The organism is Streptomyces albiaxialis, assembly GCF_039530985.1.
Taxonomy (GTDB): domain Bacteria; phylum Actinomycetota; class Actinomycetes; order Streptomycetales; family Streptomycetaceae; genus Streptomyces; species Streptomyces albiaxialis.
The window spans coordinates 147,516-162,617 of the sequence record NZ_BAAAPE010000007.1 but is presented as its reverse complement, the minus strand read 5'-3'; the positions used below and the strand labels follow the sequence as shown (position 1 = coordinate 162,617).

Below are 15,102 nucleotides of genomic sequence, written 5' to 3'. Positions count from 1 at the left end.
TTCGCGTCGCACGTCGGCAGGTCAGGGCGTGGGGCTGTCGACGAGAACGCCGAGCAACAACGAGGGAGAGGGCGCATGGCCGCTCAGCGGAACCCGGCCGGGAACGCACGGAGCTCACCTTCCGGCCGGCAGCCGGAACACTTCGTGGTGGCCTTCCCCGGCTATCAGCGGCCCTGGGCCACCTGGATAGCGCACCGGCTGGAGGCCCACGGACACCGGGCGAGCCTGCACCGCTGGGACCCCGCGCGCGAGCAGCCGCTGGAGGACGCGCTGCGCGACCTCACGCTGGCCTCGGGCCGGGTGCTGCTGGTCCTCAGCGAGTGGTTCTTCCAGCTCGGCCCGCGCGGCGAGGGCGAGTGGAACACGGCGCTGCGCGGCTTCATCGCCGACCACGCCGACCAGTTCTCCGCCGTGAACCTCACCAACAAGCCGATGCTGCCCGCCGTCGCCGTCCTGGAGCCGGTCGACCTGTGGGGCATCGGCGAGGCCGAGGCCGAGCGGCGGCTGCTCAACCGGCTCTCGCTCACCCCCTCGGCGGCCCCGCTGCCCAGCGTCGGCTCCGGCTTCCGCTATCCCAACGACCCGCCCGCCGTCTGGGGCGAGGTCCCGCGCCGCAACCCCCGCTTCACCGGCCGCGACGACCTGCTCAACCAGGTGCAGCAGCGGCTGATGGACGCCGAGCGCGACGCCTCCGTCTGCGCGCTCGTCGGCATGGCGGGCATCGGCAAGACCCAGCTCGCCGCCGAGTACGCGCACCGCTTCAGCTCCGACTACGACGTCGTGTGGTGGATCAACTCCGACCAGCGCGGCACCCAGCGCGACCGCTACGCCGAGCTCTCCACCGAGCTGGGCCTGCGCACCGGCTCCGAGCCCGGCGAGCGCATCCGCGCCGTGCGGGAGGCGCTGCGCAAGGGCGAGCCGTCCGGGCGCTGGCTGCTGATCTTCGACGGCTGGGAGGAGACCGAGGAGGCGGCCAGGATCCTGCCCAGGGGCGGCCCCGGGCACGTCCTGATCACCTCCCGCAACCGCGGCTGGCGCGAGATCGCCGACCTCCAGGAGGTACCGGTCTTCGACCGGGCCGAGTCCACCGGCTATCTGATGCGCCGGGCCCCGCACCTGACGGCCGGTGAGGCCGACGAGGTCGCCGTCGAGTTCCAGGACCTGCCGCTGCAACTGGCCCACGCCGCCGCCTGGCTCGGCCAGGAGCGGATGGACGTCGCCGACTATCTGCGCCGGGTCCGCTCCGGCGAGCTGAGCACCCTGGAGCAGGAGTCGGCGCCCGGCGACTACCCGCACAAGATGTTCACGTCCACGTCCATGCTGATCAACAAGCTCCGCCGGAGCGAGCCGCGCGCCGTGGAGCTGCTGATGCTCTGCACCCGCTTCGCGCCCGGCCGCATCCCCATCGGCCTGGTGCGCGGGCTGCGCGCCTCCGGGCTGCCCGAGGAGCTGCGCTGGATCACCTCCGACCGCCCCGACTGGCCCCGCGCGCTGGACTCCCTCGTCAACTACTCGGTCCTCACCCGCGACTCCCGCAGCCTCTCCGTCACGTCCTCCGGCGAGCCGGGCTTCCAGCAGGAGTCCGTGCTGATGCACCGCGTCGTGCACAGCATCGTCAGCGAGCTGACCGCGGGCGAGGCGCGGGAGATCTACAGCGACGTGGTCTGCCAGGTCCTCGCCTCCGCCGACCCCGGCGACCCCGTCGACAGCCGCAACTGGGCCCGCTACGCCGAGCTGATGCCCCACCTGGAGCCCTCCGGCGTGCTGGCGAGCACCACCGACGCCTCGATGTCCCTGGTGCTCAACTGCCTGGCGTACTGCTACAACAGCGGCGAGTACGCCGTGGGCACCGACCTCGCCGAGCGGGTCCGCCAGAGCTGGTCGGCCCGGATGAGCCCCGACACCCCGCAGATGCTCGGCCTCACCGCGCACCAGACCACCATCCTGCGGGCCAGCGGACGCTTCCGGGAGGCGTACGACCTCGACAGGGTCCGCCTCGACCAGCTCCACGCGGCCCCCGACCCCGACGACATGGCGCTGCTCAGCGCGAACAACGGCCTCGCCTCCGACCAGCGCTTCCTCGGCCAGTACGCGGAGGCGCTCACCACCCAGCGGCAGGTCGTCGAGGCCGCGACCCAGGTGCTGGGCCCCGAGGAGTCCTTCACCCTCAACGCCCGCCACAACCTGGGCACCACGCTCCGCCTCCACGGCCGCTACCAGGAGGCGTACGAGGTCGATCTCGACACCCTCAGGAAGCGCGAGCAGGTGCTGCGCGCCCGGCATCCCGCCACCCTGCACTCCGGCACCGCCTGCGCCCGCGACCTGCGCATGATGGGCCGCTACCAGGAGGCGCTGGCCCGCCAGGAACTCGGCATGCGGCTGCACATCCAGGTCCTGGGCGAGCAGCACATCCAGACCCTGTGGGCCCGCCACAACCTGGCCATGTGCCAGTACCGCGCGGGCAGCGACACCCAGGACACCCGCGCCGTCCTCCAGGAGCTGAAAGCCCAGCACGAACGGGTCTACGCGCAGGGCCACTACAACACCCTCGCGCTCATCACCGACTACGGGAACTTCCTCCGGGCCCGGGGCTGGCTCTCCGAGGCCCGCGATCTGATCGCCGAGGCCGAGGACGGCTACCGCGCCCTCGTCGGCACCGCCCACCCGGTCCCCACGGGCATGCAGTCCAACGTGGGCCTCGTGCTCCAGGCCGAGGGCGACAGGGACGGCGCGCTCAACCTCTTCGAGCAGGCCCTCATCGGGCTGACCACGGTCCTCGGCGAGGACCACCCCTGGACGCTGGGCTGCGCGCTCAACGCCGGGGGCGGGCGGAACTTCACCGGCCGCGTCGAGGAGGCCGCCGAGCTGGACCGCGACACCCTGCGGCGGGCCCGCAGGGTGCTGGGGCCCGACCATCCGCTCACCCTCTCCAGCCAGATCGCCCTCGCGGCGGACCTGCGGGCCCTCCACGAGCGCACGGAGGCCGGCAAGCAGGAGGAGGACGCCCTCCAGCGGCTCACCGCGACCCTGGGCGTCCAGCACCACCACACGCTCTCGGCCCGCCAGCGGTCCCGCCCGTACTGGGACTTCGAGCCCTTCCTGGGCTAGTGCCCCGAAGGGGCGCGGGGAACTGCGCGCCCAGCCACGGCGAGAGCCGCGGCCGGGCGTGCGCGGATGCGCCTACGGCGGGGTGCCGGTTACGGCCCGAACGCGGCTGCGGGCCTGCGCTTGCCCTCCCCCGAGCTCTCCGAGCAGGGGGCACCCCCAGCGCCCCTGGCGCAGACTGCCCAAGCGCAGACGGGGGTGTGACAACGGAAGAGGCCCGCCGAAGATCTTCGGCGGGCCTCTTCCGGCGTGCGGGGACCGTCAGATGTCGAACACGTCGTGGATGAGCTTCGTCTGCTCCTCCGCGTGCCGCTTGCCCGAGCCCACCGCGGGGGAGGACGAGGCGGGGCGGGAGACCCGGCGCAGCCGGTCCGCGTTCGGCACCGGCTCGGAACCGATGATCAGGTCCAGGTGGTCCACCAGGTTGAGCGCGATGAACGGCCACGCGCCCTGGTTGGCGGGCTCCTCCTGGGCCCAGATGTACTTCTCCGCGTTGCCGAACCGGGCCATCTCGGCCTGGATCTCCGCGCCCGGCAGCGGGTACAGCCGCTCCAGCCGGATGATCGCGGTGTCCGTGAGACCGCGCTTCTTCCGCTCGGCGTCCAGGTCGTAGTAGACCTTGCCGGAGCAGAAGACGACCTTGCGGACGTTCTGCGGGTCCACGGAGTCGTCCGAGATGACCGGGCGGAAGCCGCCGTGGGTGAACTCCTCCGTCGTGGAGGCCGCGGCCTTGAGCCGGAGCATCGACTTCGGGGTGAAGACGACCAGCGGCTTGTGGTGCGGGTTGTGCACCTGCCAGCGCAGCAGGTGGAAGTAGTTCGACGGCAGGGTCGGCATCGCGACCGTCATGCTGTTCTGCGCGCAGAGCTGGAGGAAGCGCTCGATCCGGGCCGAGGAGTGGTCCGGGCCCTGGCCCTCGTAACCGTGCGGCAGGAGCAGGGTGACGCCCGAGGTCTGGGCCCACTTCTGCTCGGCCGACGAGATGAACTCGTCGATGACCGTCTGCGCGCCGTTCATGAAGTCGCCGAACTGGGCCTCCCACATGACCAGCGCCTCGGGACGGGCCAGCGAGTAGCCGTACTCGAAGCCCATCGCCGCGTACTCGCTGAGCAGCGAGTCGTAGACGTTGTAGCGCGCCTGGTCGTCGGAGAGGTAGAGCAGCGGGGTGTAGTCGTCGCCGGTGTTCTGGTCGAGCAGCACCGCGTGGCGCTGGCCGAACGTGCCGCGGCGCGAGTCCTGGCCCGCGAGGCGGACCGGGGTGCCCTCCATCAGCAGCGAGCCGATGGCGAGGGTCTCGCCCATGCCCCAGTCGATCGTGTCGTCCTCGACCATCTGCGCGCGGCGCTGGAGCTGCGGCGTCAGGCGCGGGTGGACGGCGATCCGGTCGGGGATGTTGACCTGCGACTCCGCGATCCGCTTGACGACCTCCTGGCTGATGCCGGTGTCGACGTGGACCGGGAACTCGGCCTGCGGCGCGGGGACCTCGGCCGGGGCCGGGACGGAGGTGGCGTCGCGGACCTCGGTGAAGACCTTCTCCAACTGGCCCTGGAAGTCCTGGAGCGCCTGCTCCGCCTCCTCCAGGGTGATGTCGCCGCGCCCGATCAGCGACTCGGTGTAGAGCTTGCGCACCGAGCGCTTCTTGTCCACCAGCTCGTACATGAGCGGCTGGGTGAACTTCGGGTTGTCGGTCTCGTTGTGCCCGCGGCGGCGGTAGCAGATGAGGTCGATGACCACGTCCTTGTTGAACGCCTGGCGGTACTCGAAGGCGAGCCGCCCGGCGCGCACCACGGCCTCCGGGTCGTCCCCGTTGACGTGCAGGATCGGGGCCTCGATCATCCGCGCGACGTCCGTCGAGTACATCGACGAGCGCGCGGACTCCGGCGCGGCGGTGAAGCCGACCTGGTTGTTGATCACGATGTGGATCGTGCCGCCGGTGCGGTAGCCGCGGAGCTGCGACATGTTCAGCGTCTCGGCGACGACGCCCTGGCCCGCGAAGGCCGCGTCGCCGTGCAGGGCGATCGGCAGGACCGTGAAGTCCGTGCCGCCCTTGCCGATGATGTCCTGCTTGGCGCGCGCGACGCCCTCGACGACCGGGTCGACGGCCTCCAGGTGCGAGGGGTTGGCGGTGAGCGAGACGTTGATCTGCTCGCCGTCCAGGCCCGTGAAGGTGCCCTCCGCGCCCAGGTGGTACTTCACGTCGCCGGAGCCGTGCATCGACTTCGGGTCGAGGTTGCCCTCGAACTCGCGGAAGATCTGCGCGTACGGCTTGCCGACGATGTTCGCCAGCACGTTCAGCCGGCCGCGGTGGGCCATGCCGATGACGGCCTCGTCCAGGCGCGACTCGGCCGCCGCGTCGATGACCGCGTCGAGCAGCGGGATGACGGACTCGCCGCCCTCCAGCGAGAAGCGCTTCTGGCCGACGTACTTCGTCTGGAGGAAGGTCTCGAAGGCCTCCGCCGCGTTCAGCCTGCGCAGGATGCGGAGCTGCTCCTCGCGCTCCGGCTTCGCGTGGCCGCGCTCGACCCGGTCCTGGATCCACTTGCGCTGCTTGGGGTCCTGGATGTGCATGTACTCGATGCCGGTGGTGCGGCAGTACGAGTCGCGCAGCACGCCGAGGATGTCGCGCAGCTTCATCATGGACTTGCCGGCGAAGCCGCCGACCGCGAACTCCCGCTCCAGGTCCCACAGGGTGAGGCCGTGCTCGGTGATGTCCAGGTCGGGGTGCTTGCGCTGCTTGTACTCCAGCGGGTCGGTGTCGGCCATGATGTGGCCGCGCACCCGGTAGGAGTGGATCAGGTCGAAGACCCGGGCCGCCTTCGTCACGTCGTCGTCGTGCGAGGCGTCGATGTCCTTCATCCAGCGCACGGGCTCGTACGGGATGCGGAGGGCCTTGAAGATGTCGTCGTAGAACCCGTCCTCGCCGAGGAGCAGGTTGGCGACGATGCGCAGGAACTCGCCGGAGGCGGCGCCCTGGATGACCCGGTGGTCGTACGTGCTGGTCAGCGTCATCACCTTGGAGACGCCGAGCCGGTTGAGGGTGTCCTGCGAGGTGCCCTGGAACTCCGCCGGGTACTCCATCGCGCCGACGCCCATGATCACCGACTGGCCCGGCATCAGGCGCGGGACCGAGTGCACGGTGCCGATGCCGCCCGGGTTGGTCAGGGAGACGGTGACGCCGGTGAAGTCGTCCATCGTCAGCTTGTTGTTCCGGGCGCGGCGGACGATGTCCTCGTACGCCTGCCAGAACTCGAAGAAGCTGAGCGTCTCGGCCTTCTTGATGCCGGCGACGACGAGCTGGCGGTCCCCGTTGGGCTTCACCAGGTCGATGGCCAGGCCCAGGTTCACGTGCTCGGGCTTGACCAGGGTGGGCTTGCCGTCCTTCTCCGCGAAGGAGTGGTTCATCGACGGCATGGCCTTGAGGGCCTGCACCATCGCGTACCCGATCAGGTGCGTGAAGGAGACCTTCCCGCCGCGGGCGCGCTTGAGGTGGTTGTTGATGACGATGCGGTTGTCGAAGAGCAGCTTCACCGGGACGGCGCGCACGGACGTGGCCGTGGGCAGCTCCAGCGACGCGTTCATGTTCTTCGCGACGGCCGCGGACGGGCCGCGCAGCGTCACCAGCTCCGGGCCCGCGGGGGCCTCGCTCTGGGCGGGCTGGGGGGCGGTCGGAGCGGCGGCCTTCGCGGGCTCGGTCTTCACAGGCTCGGCCTTCTTGGGCTCGGCGGGCTTCGCCGGGGCCGCGGGGGCCGCCGGGGCACTCGCCGCGGGAGCGGTCGGGGCGGGCTTCGCGGGGGCCGCGGGCTGCGCCGTGGGCGCCGCCGGGGCGGGCGCGGGCTGCGCCACGGGGGCGGCCTGGGCCGCGGCGGCGGTCTCACGCGCCGTTCCCGCCGCTCCACCGGCCTCCTCGCCCGGCCGGTAGTCGGCGAAGAAGTCCCACCAGGCTCGGTCTACTGAATTCGGGTCCTGGAGGTACTGCTGGTAGATCTCGTCGACGAGCCACTCGTTGGCACCGAACGAGGCAGGGTTCGCGGCAGGGTCCTTGCCCTGCCCGTCCTGCTGTTGGGTGGGAGTGCTCGATGAGCTGTTGGGGGACTGTGGCGACACGGCGGCAACCGCCCTCTTCCGCTTCCTTGGGTGGTGGACAGCGGAAATAAAGGCTACGCCTCTCCGGACGATTGGTGGAGTCCGGGCCACCCCTTGGTCACGTAAGTCACATCGGGGAGGCGGTTTCGGCACAGGATTTGGCGGGAATCACCCTCGGTTCCGGCGGGAAAGCGCAACCGCGGAGGGCCTGCCCGGCGTCCGCGCGGTCCACACCCCCGAGCGTACGTCAACCCGGCGCCTTGCCCGCTCCCGGAAGAGTGACGTGGATGCGGCAGCCGCGAGGGGATTCGGCCACCCTGATCCAGCCCCCGTGCAGGTCCACCGCCCAGCGCGCGATGGCGAGGCCCAGCCCGGTGCCCCCGGTGCCGCCGCCCTGGCCCTTCCCCTTGCCCTCCGACGTCTGCGTACGGCTGAACCGGTCGAAGACGCGCAGCCGCTCGGACTGCGGGATGCCGGGCCCCTCGTCGAGGACCTCGACCTCCAGGCTGCCGTCCTCCGGCGCGCCCTCGCCCGGGCGGGCACGGACGGTGACGCGGCCGTGCTGGGGGCTGTGCTTGACCGCGTTGTCGATCAGGTTCGCCACGACCTGGTGCAGCCGCTCGGGGTCGGCGTGCGCGGTCAGCTCGGGCGGCGAGACGTCGAGGTGCAGATGGACGTCCGTACGGGCGTGGCCCGAGCCCTTGCTCATGTTGGCCTCCTTCAGGACGCCCGCCAGGTACGGCCAGACCTCGAAGCGGCGGGCATGCAGCGGCACCACCCCGTTGTCGAGCCGGGACAGGTCCAGGAGGTGGTCCACGAGGCGGCCCAGCCGCTCCGTCTGCTGGAGGGCCGTGCGCATGGTCTCGGGGTCGGCGTCGGAGACGCCGTCCACCACGTTCTCCAGCACCGCGCGCAGGGCCGCGATGGGGGTGCGCAGCTCGTGCGAGACGTTCGCCACCAGCTCCTTGCGGTGCTGGTCGACGGATTCCAGGTCGGCCGCCATCTGGTTGAACGTCTCGGCCAGCTCGCCGAACTCGTCCCGGCGGCTGCCGCGCACCCGGCGCGTGTAGTCACCGTGCGCCATCGCGCGCGCCGCGTCCGTCATCTCGTCCAGCGGCGATGTGAGCGACTGGGCGACGAACTGGGTGATCAGCAGCGAGGCCACGATCGAGATGATCGTGATCACCCGCAGCTCGGTCTTCGAGTGCATGGCGAAGAGCGCGAGGAGTGTGGTGATCACCACCGAGACGATCACCAGCGCGCCGAGCGCGGCCTTCACCGAGCGGTACGGGTCCAGGGGGCGCAGGGCCTCCCAGGTCCGCTCCCATGTCCGTTCCCAGAGCCGGGCGCACGCGTGCTGCCAGCGGCCTCCGTTCTCCGTCACGGACATGCCGTCCCCCGTCCGCTCAGGCGCCGTCGGTGGCCGCCGGGGCCGTGGGCGCCGGCGTCTCCAGCGCGTACCCGACGCCGTGGACCGTACGGATGCGGTCCGCGCCGATCTTGCGGCGCAGCGCCTTGATGTGACTGTCGACGGTACGGGTGCCCGAGGCGTCCGCCCAGTCCCAGACCTCGGCCAGGAGCTGCTCGCGGGAGAGCACCGCGCGCGGGGAGTGCGCCAGGCAGACCAGCAGGTCGAACTCGGTCGGCGTGAGGTGCACGTCCTCGCCGGTGACCCGGACGCGGCGCTGCGCGTGGTCGATCTCCAGCTCGCCGAGGCGGAGTATCCCCGTGCGCGGGGTGTGCGCGGCGAGCGTCGCGCGCTCCACGCGGCGCAGCAGCACATGGACGCGGGCGGCGACCTCGCGCATGGAGAACGGCTTCGTCATGTAGTCGTCGGCGCCCACGCCGAGGCCGACCAGCATGTCCGTCTCGTCGTCCCGCGCGGTGAGCATCAGCACCGGCACCGGGCGCTGGGCCTGTACCCGGCGGCAGACCTCCAGGCCGTCGAAGCCCGGCAGCATGACGTCCAGCACCAGCAGGTCCGGCTGCCACGCCTCGGCCGTGTCCACGGCCGCGGGCCCGTCGCCCGCCGTCTGCACCTGGAAGCCCTCGGCCCTGAGCCTTCTGGCGATGGCGTCGACGATGGTCGGGTCGTCCTCGACGACCAGGATGCGGCGCTGGGCGCCGGGGGTGGTCGCCGCGGCGGTCCCGCCCGTCGTCTGCGTGCTGTTCTTCTGGTCCATTCGGCCCCGCCCCTGCGTCGCCCCGCGGCTGTGTCTTCGTCGGCTTCGTCATGTGCGCCTGTGCGCCTGTGCACCCGTACGCGTCCGCGTCTGTGCGCGTCCGCGTGCGGCTGTCCGTGCACTTACAGGTGCACTTACTGGCAGCAGCGTAAGGGCCTGTCGGCCGCCGCGGCTACGCCGGTCGCGAGGCGAAGTGGACCACGTCGGGGACGCCTCGGGCGACCCGGATCTCATCGGTCCGAACGCGACAGAATCCCGCATTCCGCAAGGACCTTTCGAATCCGGGAGACGGTTTCGCCGACCAGACGGCGAGCACGCCGCCCGGCGCCAGCCGGGCCAGACAGGCGGCCAGACCCGCGGGGGAGTAGAGCGAGGCGTTGCCGTCGGTGACGGTCCAGTCCGGCCCGTTGTCGATGTCGAGGCAGAGCGCGTCGTACGTCCGCCCCGCGTCGCGCAGGTGCTCCAGCAGGTCGGCGTGGACGAGTTCGGCGCGCGGGTCGCGCAGCGCGTCCCCGGACAGCGCGCTCAGCGGGCCCGCGCGGTGCCAGTCGAGGATCGCCGCCTCGCGCTCGACGACGGTGATCCGGCCCCAGCGCGGCTCCGCCGCCGCCTCCGCGAGCGAGAAGCCCACGCCGAGCCCGCCGATGAGCACCGAGGGTGCCGCGAGCCCGCCGCCCGCGCTCAGCTCCTCCAGGGCCGCGCGCACCAGCAGCCGCTCGGAGCGGCCGTCGGAGGTGTCCATCAGGAAGCAGCCGTTGGCGATGATCTCGTACGTCCCGCGAGGCTCCCCGGGCTCGCCGCGCCGTCGGAGGACGACCTCTCCGTACGGCCCGTCGCGGCGGTCCAGGGTCTCGGGAAGGGTGTGGTCCGGCATGCCGGGAAGCGTACGGAAAACCGTTCGCGCCCGTGCCGCCCGCGTTGCTACGGTCCGGGCGTCTTCCGTAACGACCACCGGGCGTCCGCGCCCTAGAAACGCAGGTGTTGATGACACCCCGGCCCACCGGGCGCTGAGCGCTCCTGAGCCCGGACCCTTTACTCCGAGCCGCTCGGCCGCTCGGCGCTCCCTTGCTGTCCTGAACCGTTTTTCTCCAGCAAGGAGTACCTCCGGTGTCCACCACCGACTCCGGTCCCGCACGCTCCGGCGCGCCGCGGACCGGCACCTTCACCTGCGTACGCTGCGGGCTGACCGTCACGCGACTCGACCCGGACGACCGCGTGCGCAACCACTGTCCGAGCTGTCTGCACTCCCGGCACGTCACCGACCACGTCGAGGGCGGCGCCTCGGACTGCCGTTCGCGGATGAGCCCGATCGCCATCGCGGTGCTGCGCGACGGGGCCTGGATGGTCATCCACCGCTGCACCCGCTGCGACGAGCTGACCTCGAACCCGGTCTCGCCGGACGACAACCACCTCATCCTGATGAGGATGGCCGTGCGTCCGCTGGCGCAGCCGCCGTTCCCCCTCGAAGTGTTCGGCGAGGTGTGACATGGCGCGACGTCATACCCGGTCCCAGCGGCGTCCCCAGCGCCGAAAGGACCCCTGGCACGGGCGCTCGGGCGAGGGCGGCGAGTCGTTCCGCTGCGTGGGCTGCGCCCTCGCCGTCCCCATGGCGGCGCCGGGCACAGCGCACCGCAACCACTGCCCGCACTGTCTGACGAGCCTGCACGTGGACCGCCGGGTCCCCGGCGACCGCGCGTCGGACTGCCGGGGGCGGATGACGGCGCTCGGCCTGTCCGTACGGGCCGACGGCGAGTGGTCGCTCATCCACCACTGCGTGGCCTGCGGCGAGCTGAGCGCGAACCGCATCGCCGGCGACGACAACGCCCTGGCCCTCGTCCGCCTCGCGGTCCGGCCCCTGTCGGACCCGACGATGCCGGTACGAGCACTGCTGGCGCTGTGACGGTGAGGGCCGGGGCACGCCCCCGGCCCTCATCCGGCCCTCATCCGGCCCTCACCCGGCTCTCCGGCATGCGATCGCTCTCAGCGAACAGGGGCCGGGGAACATCTGGGGCCTCAACAGCATTGAGTGGGTATTACTCAAGTTGCCTGCCGAGGGAGAGATCATGGCTACCGGTTCCACGGGGTACACACCGCTCACCCTGCCTGTGCTGCCGCTCGACGCCGACGGAGCGAACGGTTCCGACGGCGACGGGGTCGTGCTGCCCGGGATGGTGGTGCCCCTGGACCTCTCGGAGAGCGAGGTCCGCGCCGCCGTCGAGGCCGCGCAGTCCGCCGCCCTCCAGGGAGACAAACCCCGCGTGCTCCTTGTTCCGCGCGTGGAGGGGCAGTACGCCGACATCGGCGTGCTCGGCCGCGTGGAGCAGGTGGGACGGCTCGCCGACGGCGATCCGGGCGCGCTGATCCGCGGCCTGCGCCGCATCCGTATCGGCGCGGGGACGACCGGCCCCGGCGCGGCCCTGTGGGTCGAGGGCACGGAGATCGACGAGACGGTTTCCGAGCCCCTGCCCGGCGCGGTCACCGAGCTGATGAAGGAGTACAAGGCGCTGATCACGGACTGGCTCCGCAAGCGCGGCGCCTGGCAGGTCGTGGACCGCGTCCAGCAGATCGACAGCGTCTCGCAGCTCGCGGACAACGCGGGATACTCCCCGTTCCTCACCACCGAGCAGCGGCTCGAACTGCTCACCACCCTCGACCCGGTCGAGCGCCTGAAGGCCGCCACCGCCGCCCTGCGCGAGCACCTCGCCGAGCAGGACGTGGCCGAGTCCATCGCGAAGGACGTCCAGGAGGGCGTCGACAAGCAGCAGCGCGAATTCCTGCTGCGCCGCCAGATGGAGGCCGTCCGCAAGGAGCTGGCGGAGCTGAACGGCGACCCGGAGGACGAGGGCGAGGACTACCGCGCCCGCGTCGAGGCCGCCGGCCTGCCCGAGGAGGTCGAGAAGGCCGCCCTCAAGGAGGTCGACAAGCTGGAGCGCTCCAGCGACCAGTCCCCCGAGGGAAGCTGGATCCGCACCTGGCTCGACACCGTGCTCGAACTCCCCTGGAACGAGCGCACGGAGGACGCGTACGACATCACCGGCGCCCAGCGCGTGCTCGACGAGGACCACGCCGGGCTCCAGGACGTCAAGGAGCGCATCACCGAGTACCTCGCCGTGCGCAAGCGGCGCGAGGAGCGCGGCCTCGGCGTCGTCGGCGGCCGTCGCGGCGGCGCGGTGCTGGCCCTGGTCGGCCCGCCCGGCGTCGGCAAGACCTCGCTGGGCGAGTCCGTGGCCCGCGCGATGGGCCGCAAGTTCGTCCGCGTCGCGCTCGGCGGCGTCCGCGACGAGGCGGAGATCCGCGGCCACCGGCGTACGTACGTCGGGGCGCTGCCCGGCCGTGTCGTGCGCGCCATCAAGGAGGCGGGCTCCATGAACCCCGTCGTCCTCCTCGACGAGGTCGACAAGGTCGGCTCCGACTTCCGGGGCGACCCGGCGGCGGCCCTCCTGGAGGTCCTGGACCCGGCGCAGAACCACACCTTCCGCGACCACTACCTGGAGGTCGAGCTCGACCTCTCGGACGTCGTCTTCCTCGCCACGGCCAACGTGCTGGAGGCCATCCCGCAGCCGCTGCTCGACCGCATGGAGGTCGTCCAGCTCGACGGGTACACGGAGGACGAGAAGGTCACCATCGGCCGCGACCACCTGCTGACCCGCCAGCTCGAACGGGCGGGCCTGGAGGAGGGCGAGGTCACCTTCACCGAGGAGGCCCTGCGCAAGCTCGCCGCCGAGTACACGCGGGAGGCGGGCGTGCGGAACCTGGAGCGCGCCGTCCAGCGGGTGCTCCGCAAGGTCGCCGCACAGCAGCAGCTCGGCAAGCTGGAGCTGCCGTACGAGGTGGGGACCGACGAGCTGCGCGAGCTGATCGGCCGTCCGCACCACACGCCCGAGTCCGCGCAGGACCCGGCCGAGCGGCGCACGGCGGTGCCGGGCGTCGCCACGGGCCTCGCGGTCACGGGCGCGGGCGGCGACGTGCTCTTCGTCGAGGCCTCCCTGGCCGACCCGGAGACGGGCGGCTCAGGCCTGACCCTCACCGGGCAGCTCGGCGACGTGATGAAGGAGTCGGCACACATCGCCCTGTCCTACCTGCGCTCGCGCGGCGCCGAACTGGAGCTTCCGGTCGGCGACCTGAAGGAGCGCGGCATCCACCTGCACGTCCCGGCGGGCGCCGTCCCCAAGGACGGCCCGAGCGCGGGCGTGACGATGACGACGGCCCTGGCCTCGCTCCTGAGCGGGCGCCAGGTGCGGCCGGAGGTGGCGATGACGGGCGAGGTCTCGCTGACGGGACGGGTGCTGCCGATCGGCGGCGTCAAGCAGAAGCTGCTCGCCGCGCACCGCGCGGGGGTGACGACCGTCGTCATCCCGAAGCGGAACGAGCCGGACCTGGACGACGTCCCCCAGGAGGTCCTCGACGGCCTCGACGTCCACCCCGTCTCGGACGTCCGCCAGGTCCTGGACCTGGCGCTCACCCCGGCCCAGAGCCCGGCCCACGAGGTCCCGGTCGCGGCGTGACGGACGCGACCGGCTGAAAGGAGGGGCCCCTCGGAGAACCGAGGGGCCCCTTCGCATGAGACCTCAGGGGCGCGAGGAACTGCGCGCCCGGCCATGGCGAAGGCCGCACCCGGCGGTGGCGGGGAAGCCCCACGATGCTTCCCCGCCCCAAAGGTGCGGCCCCAGTCGAGGACTCAGCCGCCGTTGGCCAGCACCTTCAAACGGTCCATGGAACCGTTGAAGTAGTTGTGGTCTCCCACGATCGGGCCCGAAGACGTGTACTGCCAGAAGGTGTAGAAGCCCCAGCCGGCCGGAAGTTCGCCGGGCCCGGAGGCGTAACGGGCCACCCAGAGCGGATTCGTGGAGCCGAACGCGCCGGAGTTGCCGGTGCACTGCTTCCACCAGCTCGTGCTCGTGTAGATGACCGCGTCACGCCCGGTCTGCGCCTTGTACGTGGACGTGAAGTCCTTGATCCAGTTGACCATGGCCCCGGCGCTCAGCCCGTAGCACGTGGACCCGTACGGGTTGTATTCGATGTCGAGCACGCCCGGCAGGGTCTTGCCGTCCTTGCTCCAGCCGCCGCCGTTCGAGGCGAAGTACTTGGCCTGCGCGGCACCGCTGGAGGAGTTCGGCAGCGCGAAGTGGTACGCGCCGCGGATCATGCCGATGTTGTACGAGCCGTTGTACTGCTGGGTGAAGTAGGGGTTCTTGTAGCCGGTCCCCTCCGTCGCCTTGACGTACGCGAAGCGCACGCCGCTGTCCCACAGGCCCTTCCAGTTGACGTTGCCCTGGTGGCTGCTGACGTCCACGCCGTGGACCGTCGCGGCCACGCCCTTGCCGCCGTCGGCGGGCGGGGTGCCGGGGGTGTCGTCGCCCTCGTGCATCCGCACGCCCGCGCCCATCCAGGCGTCGCCGGGCTTCTCGGGCTCGGGCGGCGCCGGGGCCGGGGGCGGCGGCTCGGCGGCCGAGGCGGCGCCGGGCAGGGTCAGGACGAGCGCGAGCGCGGACAGGAGCGCGGTGAGGGTGCCGAGGACCGCCGCGACTCCGCGTCTGCGACGGGACGTTCCGATCGGGGTGCTCGACGTGCGGGAGCTGGACATCGCTGCCTCCGGTGACCTCGGTGGTGGGGGTGGTGGGGGGTGGGGTCGTGCGTGGAACGCGTGGAGGTGGAGCAGACGGAACGACATGTCCACTGGTGTGGGCATGTCACAACGAAGGTACGCGCGTAGACCCGCGAGGCGGAAGAC

Annotated in this window: 9 protein-coding genes; 4 read left to right on the top strand and 5 right to left on the bottom strand. The window is 71.8% G+C overall.

The features are described 5' to 3' along the window. Positions 1 to 75 precede the first annotated feature (75 nt). Positions 76 to 3,108 (top strand): FxSxx-COOH system tetratricopeptide repeat protein, encoded by a 3,033-nt coding sequence (gene fxsT / locus ABD343_RS11645; RefSeq protein WP_344526922.1) that lies wholly within the window; start codon positions 76 to 78, stop codon positions 3,106 to 3,108. A gap of 258 nt (positions 3,109 to 3,366) precedes the next feature. On the opposite strand, the gene ABD343_RS11640 is transcribed toward fxsT, so the two are convergent. From ABD343_RS11640 to ABD343_RS11625, 4 genes are all read right to left on the bottom strand, one after another. Continuing rightward, positions 3,367 to 7,209 (bottom strand): multifunctional oxoglutarate decarboxylase/oxoglutarate dehydrogenase thiamine pyrophosphate-binding subunit/dihydrolipoyllysine-residue succinyltransferase subunit, encoded by a 3,843-nt coding sequence (locus ABD343_RS11640; protein WP_344526920.1) that lies wholly within the window; start codon positions 7,207 to 7,209, stop codon positions 3,367 to 3,369. A gap of 226 nt (positions 7,210 to 7,435) precedes the next feature. Beyond that, complete coding sequence (locus ABD343_RS11635; protein WP_344526918.1) at positions 7,436 to 8,578, bottom strand: sensor histidine kinase; 1,143 nt, start codon at positions 8,576 to 8,578, stop codon at positions 7,436 to 7,438. A gap of 16 nt (positions 8,579 to 8,594) precedes the next feature. Next, complete coding sequence (locus tag ABD343_RS11630; RefSeq protein ID WP_344526916.1) at positions 8,595 to 9,371, bottom strand: response regulator transcription factor; 777 nt, start codon at positions 9,369 to 9,371, stop codon at positions 8,595 to 8,597. 172 nt (positions 9,372 to 9,543) lie between these two features. Continuing rightward, positions 9,544 to 10,245 carry a spermidine synthase family protein gene (locus tag ABD343_RS11625; protein ID WP_344526915.1) on the bottom strand — a complete coding sequence of 234 codons (702 nt, stop codon included), beginning with the start codon at positions 10,243 to 10,245 and terminating at the stop codon, positions 9,544 to 9,546. 233 nt (positions 10,246 to 10,478) lie between these two features. On the opposite strand from ABD343_RS11625, the gene ABD343_RS11620 reads away from it, so the two are divergent. The 3 genes from ABD343_RS11620 (at position 10,479) to lon (ending at position 13,876) form a co-directional block, all read left to right on the top strand. Beyond that, the gene (locus ABD343_RS11620; protein ID WP_344526914.1) at positions 10,479 to 10,856 is read left to right on the top strand and encodes an RNHCP domain-containing protein; all 378 of its coding nucleotides are present in this window, start codon (positions 10,479 to 10,481) and stop codon (positions 10,854 to 10,856) included. Position 10,857: 1 nt separating this feature from the next. After that, positions 10,858 to 11,271 carry an RNHCP domain-containing protein gene (locus tag ABD343_RS11615; protein WP_344526912.1) on the top strand — a complete coding sequence of 138 codons (414 nt, stop codon included), beginning with the start codon at positions 10,858 to 10,860 and terminating at the stop codon, positions 11,269 to 11,271. 163 nt (positions 11,272 to 11,434) lie between these two features. Further along, positions 11,435 to 13,876: an endopeptidase La gene (gene lon, locus ABD343_RS11610; protein ID WP_344526910.1), complete on the top strand. Its 2,442-nt coding sequence runs from the start codon at positions 11,435 to 11,437 to the stop codon at positions 13,874 to 13,876. A gap of 173 nt (positions 13,877 to 14,049) precedes the next feature. Here the strand turns inward: lon and ABD343_RS11605 are convergent, their stop codons facing one another. Further along, positions 14,050 to 14,955, bottom strand: coding sequence for a lysozyme (locus ABD343_RS11605; RefSeq protein WP_344526908.1), 906 nt, complete (start codon positions 14,953 to 14,955; stop codon positions 14,050 to 14,052). Positions 14,956 to 15,102: the final 147 nt, after the last annotated feature.

What these genes read in the sequence shown, in the direction of transcription:
- ABD343_RS11615 (WP_344526912.1), top strand. Translation starts at nt 10,858, where the DNA reads ATGGCGCGACGTCATACCCGGTCCCAGCGGCGTCCCCAGCGCCGAAAG.
- ABD343_RS11625 (WP_344526915.1), bottom strand. Translation starts at nt 10,245, where the DNA reads ATGCCGGACCACACCCTTCCCGAGACCCTGGACCGCCGCGACGGGCCG.
- ABD343_RS11630 (WP_344526916.1), bottom strand. Translation starts at nt 9,371, where the DNA reads ATGGACCAGAAGAACAGCACGCAGACGACGGGCGGGACCGCCGCGGCG.
- lon (WP_344526910.1), top strand. Translation starts at nt 11,435, where the DNA reads ATGGCTACCGGTTCCACGGGGTACACACCGCTCACCCTGCCTGTGCTG.
- ABD343_RS11635 (WP_344526918.1), bottom strand. Translation starts at nt 8,578, where the DNA reads ATGTCCGTGACGGAGAACGGAGGCCGCTGGCAGCACGCGTGCGCCCGG.
- fxsT (WP_344526922.1), top strand. Translation starts at nt 76, where the DNA reads ATGGCCGCTCAGCGGAACCCGGCCGGGAACGCACGGAGCTCACCTTCC.
- ABD343_RS11605 (WP_344526908.1), bottom strand. Translation starts at nt 14,955, where the DNA reads ATGTCCAGCTCCCGCACGTCGAGCACCCCGATCGGAACGTCCCGTCGC.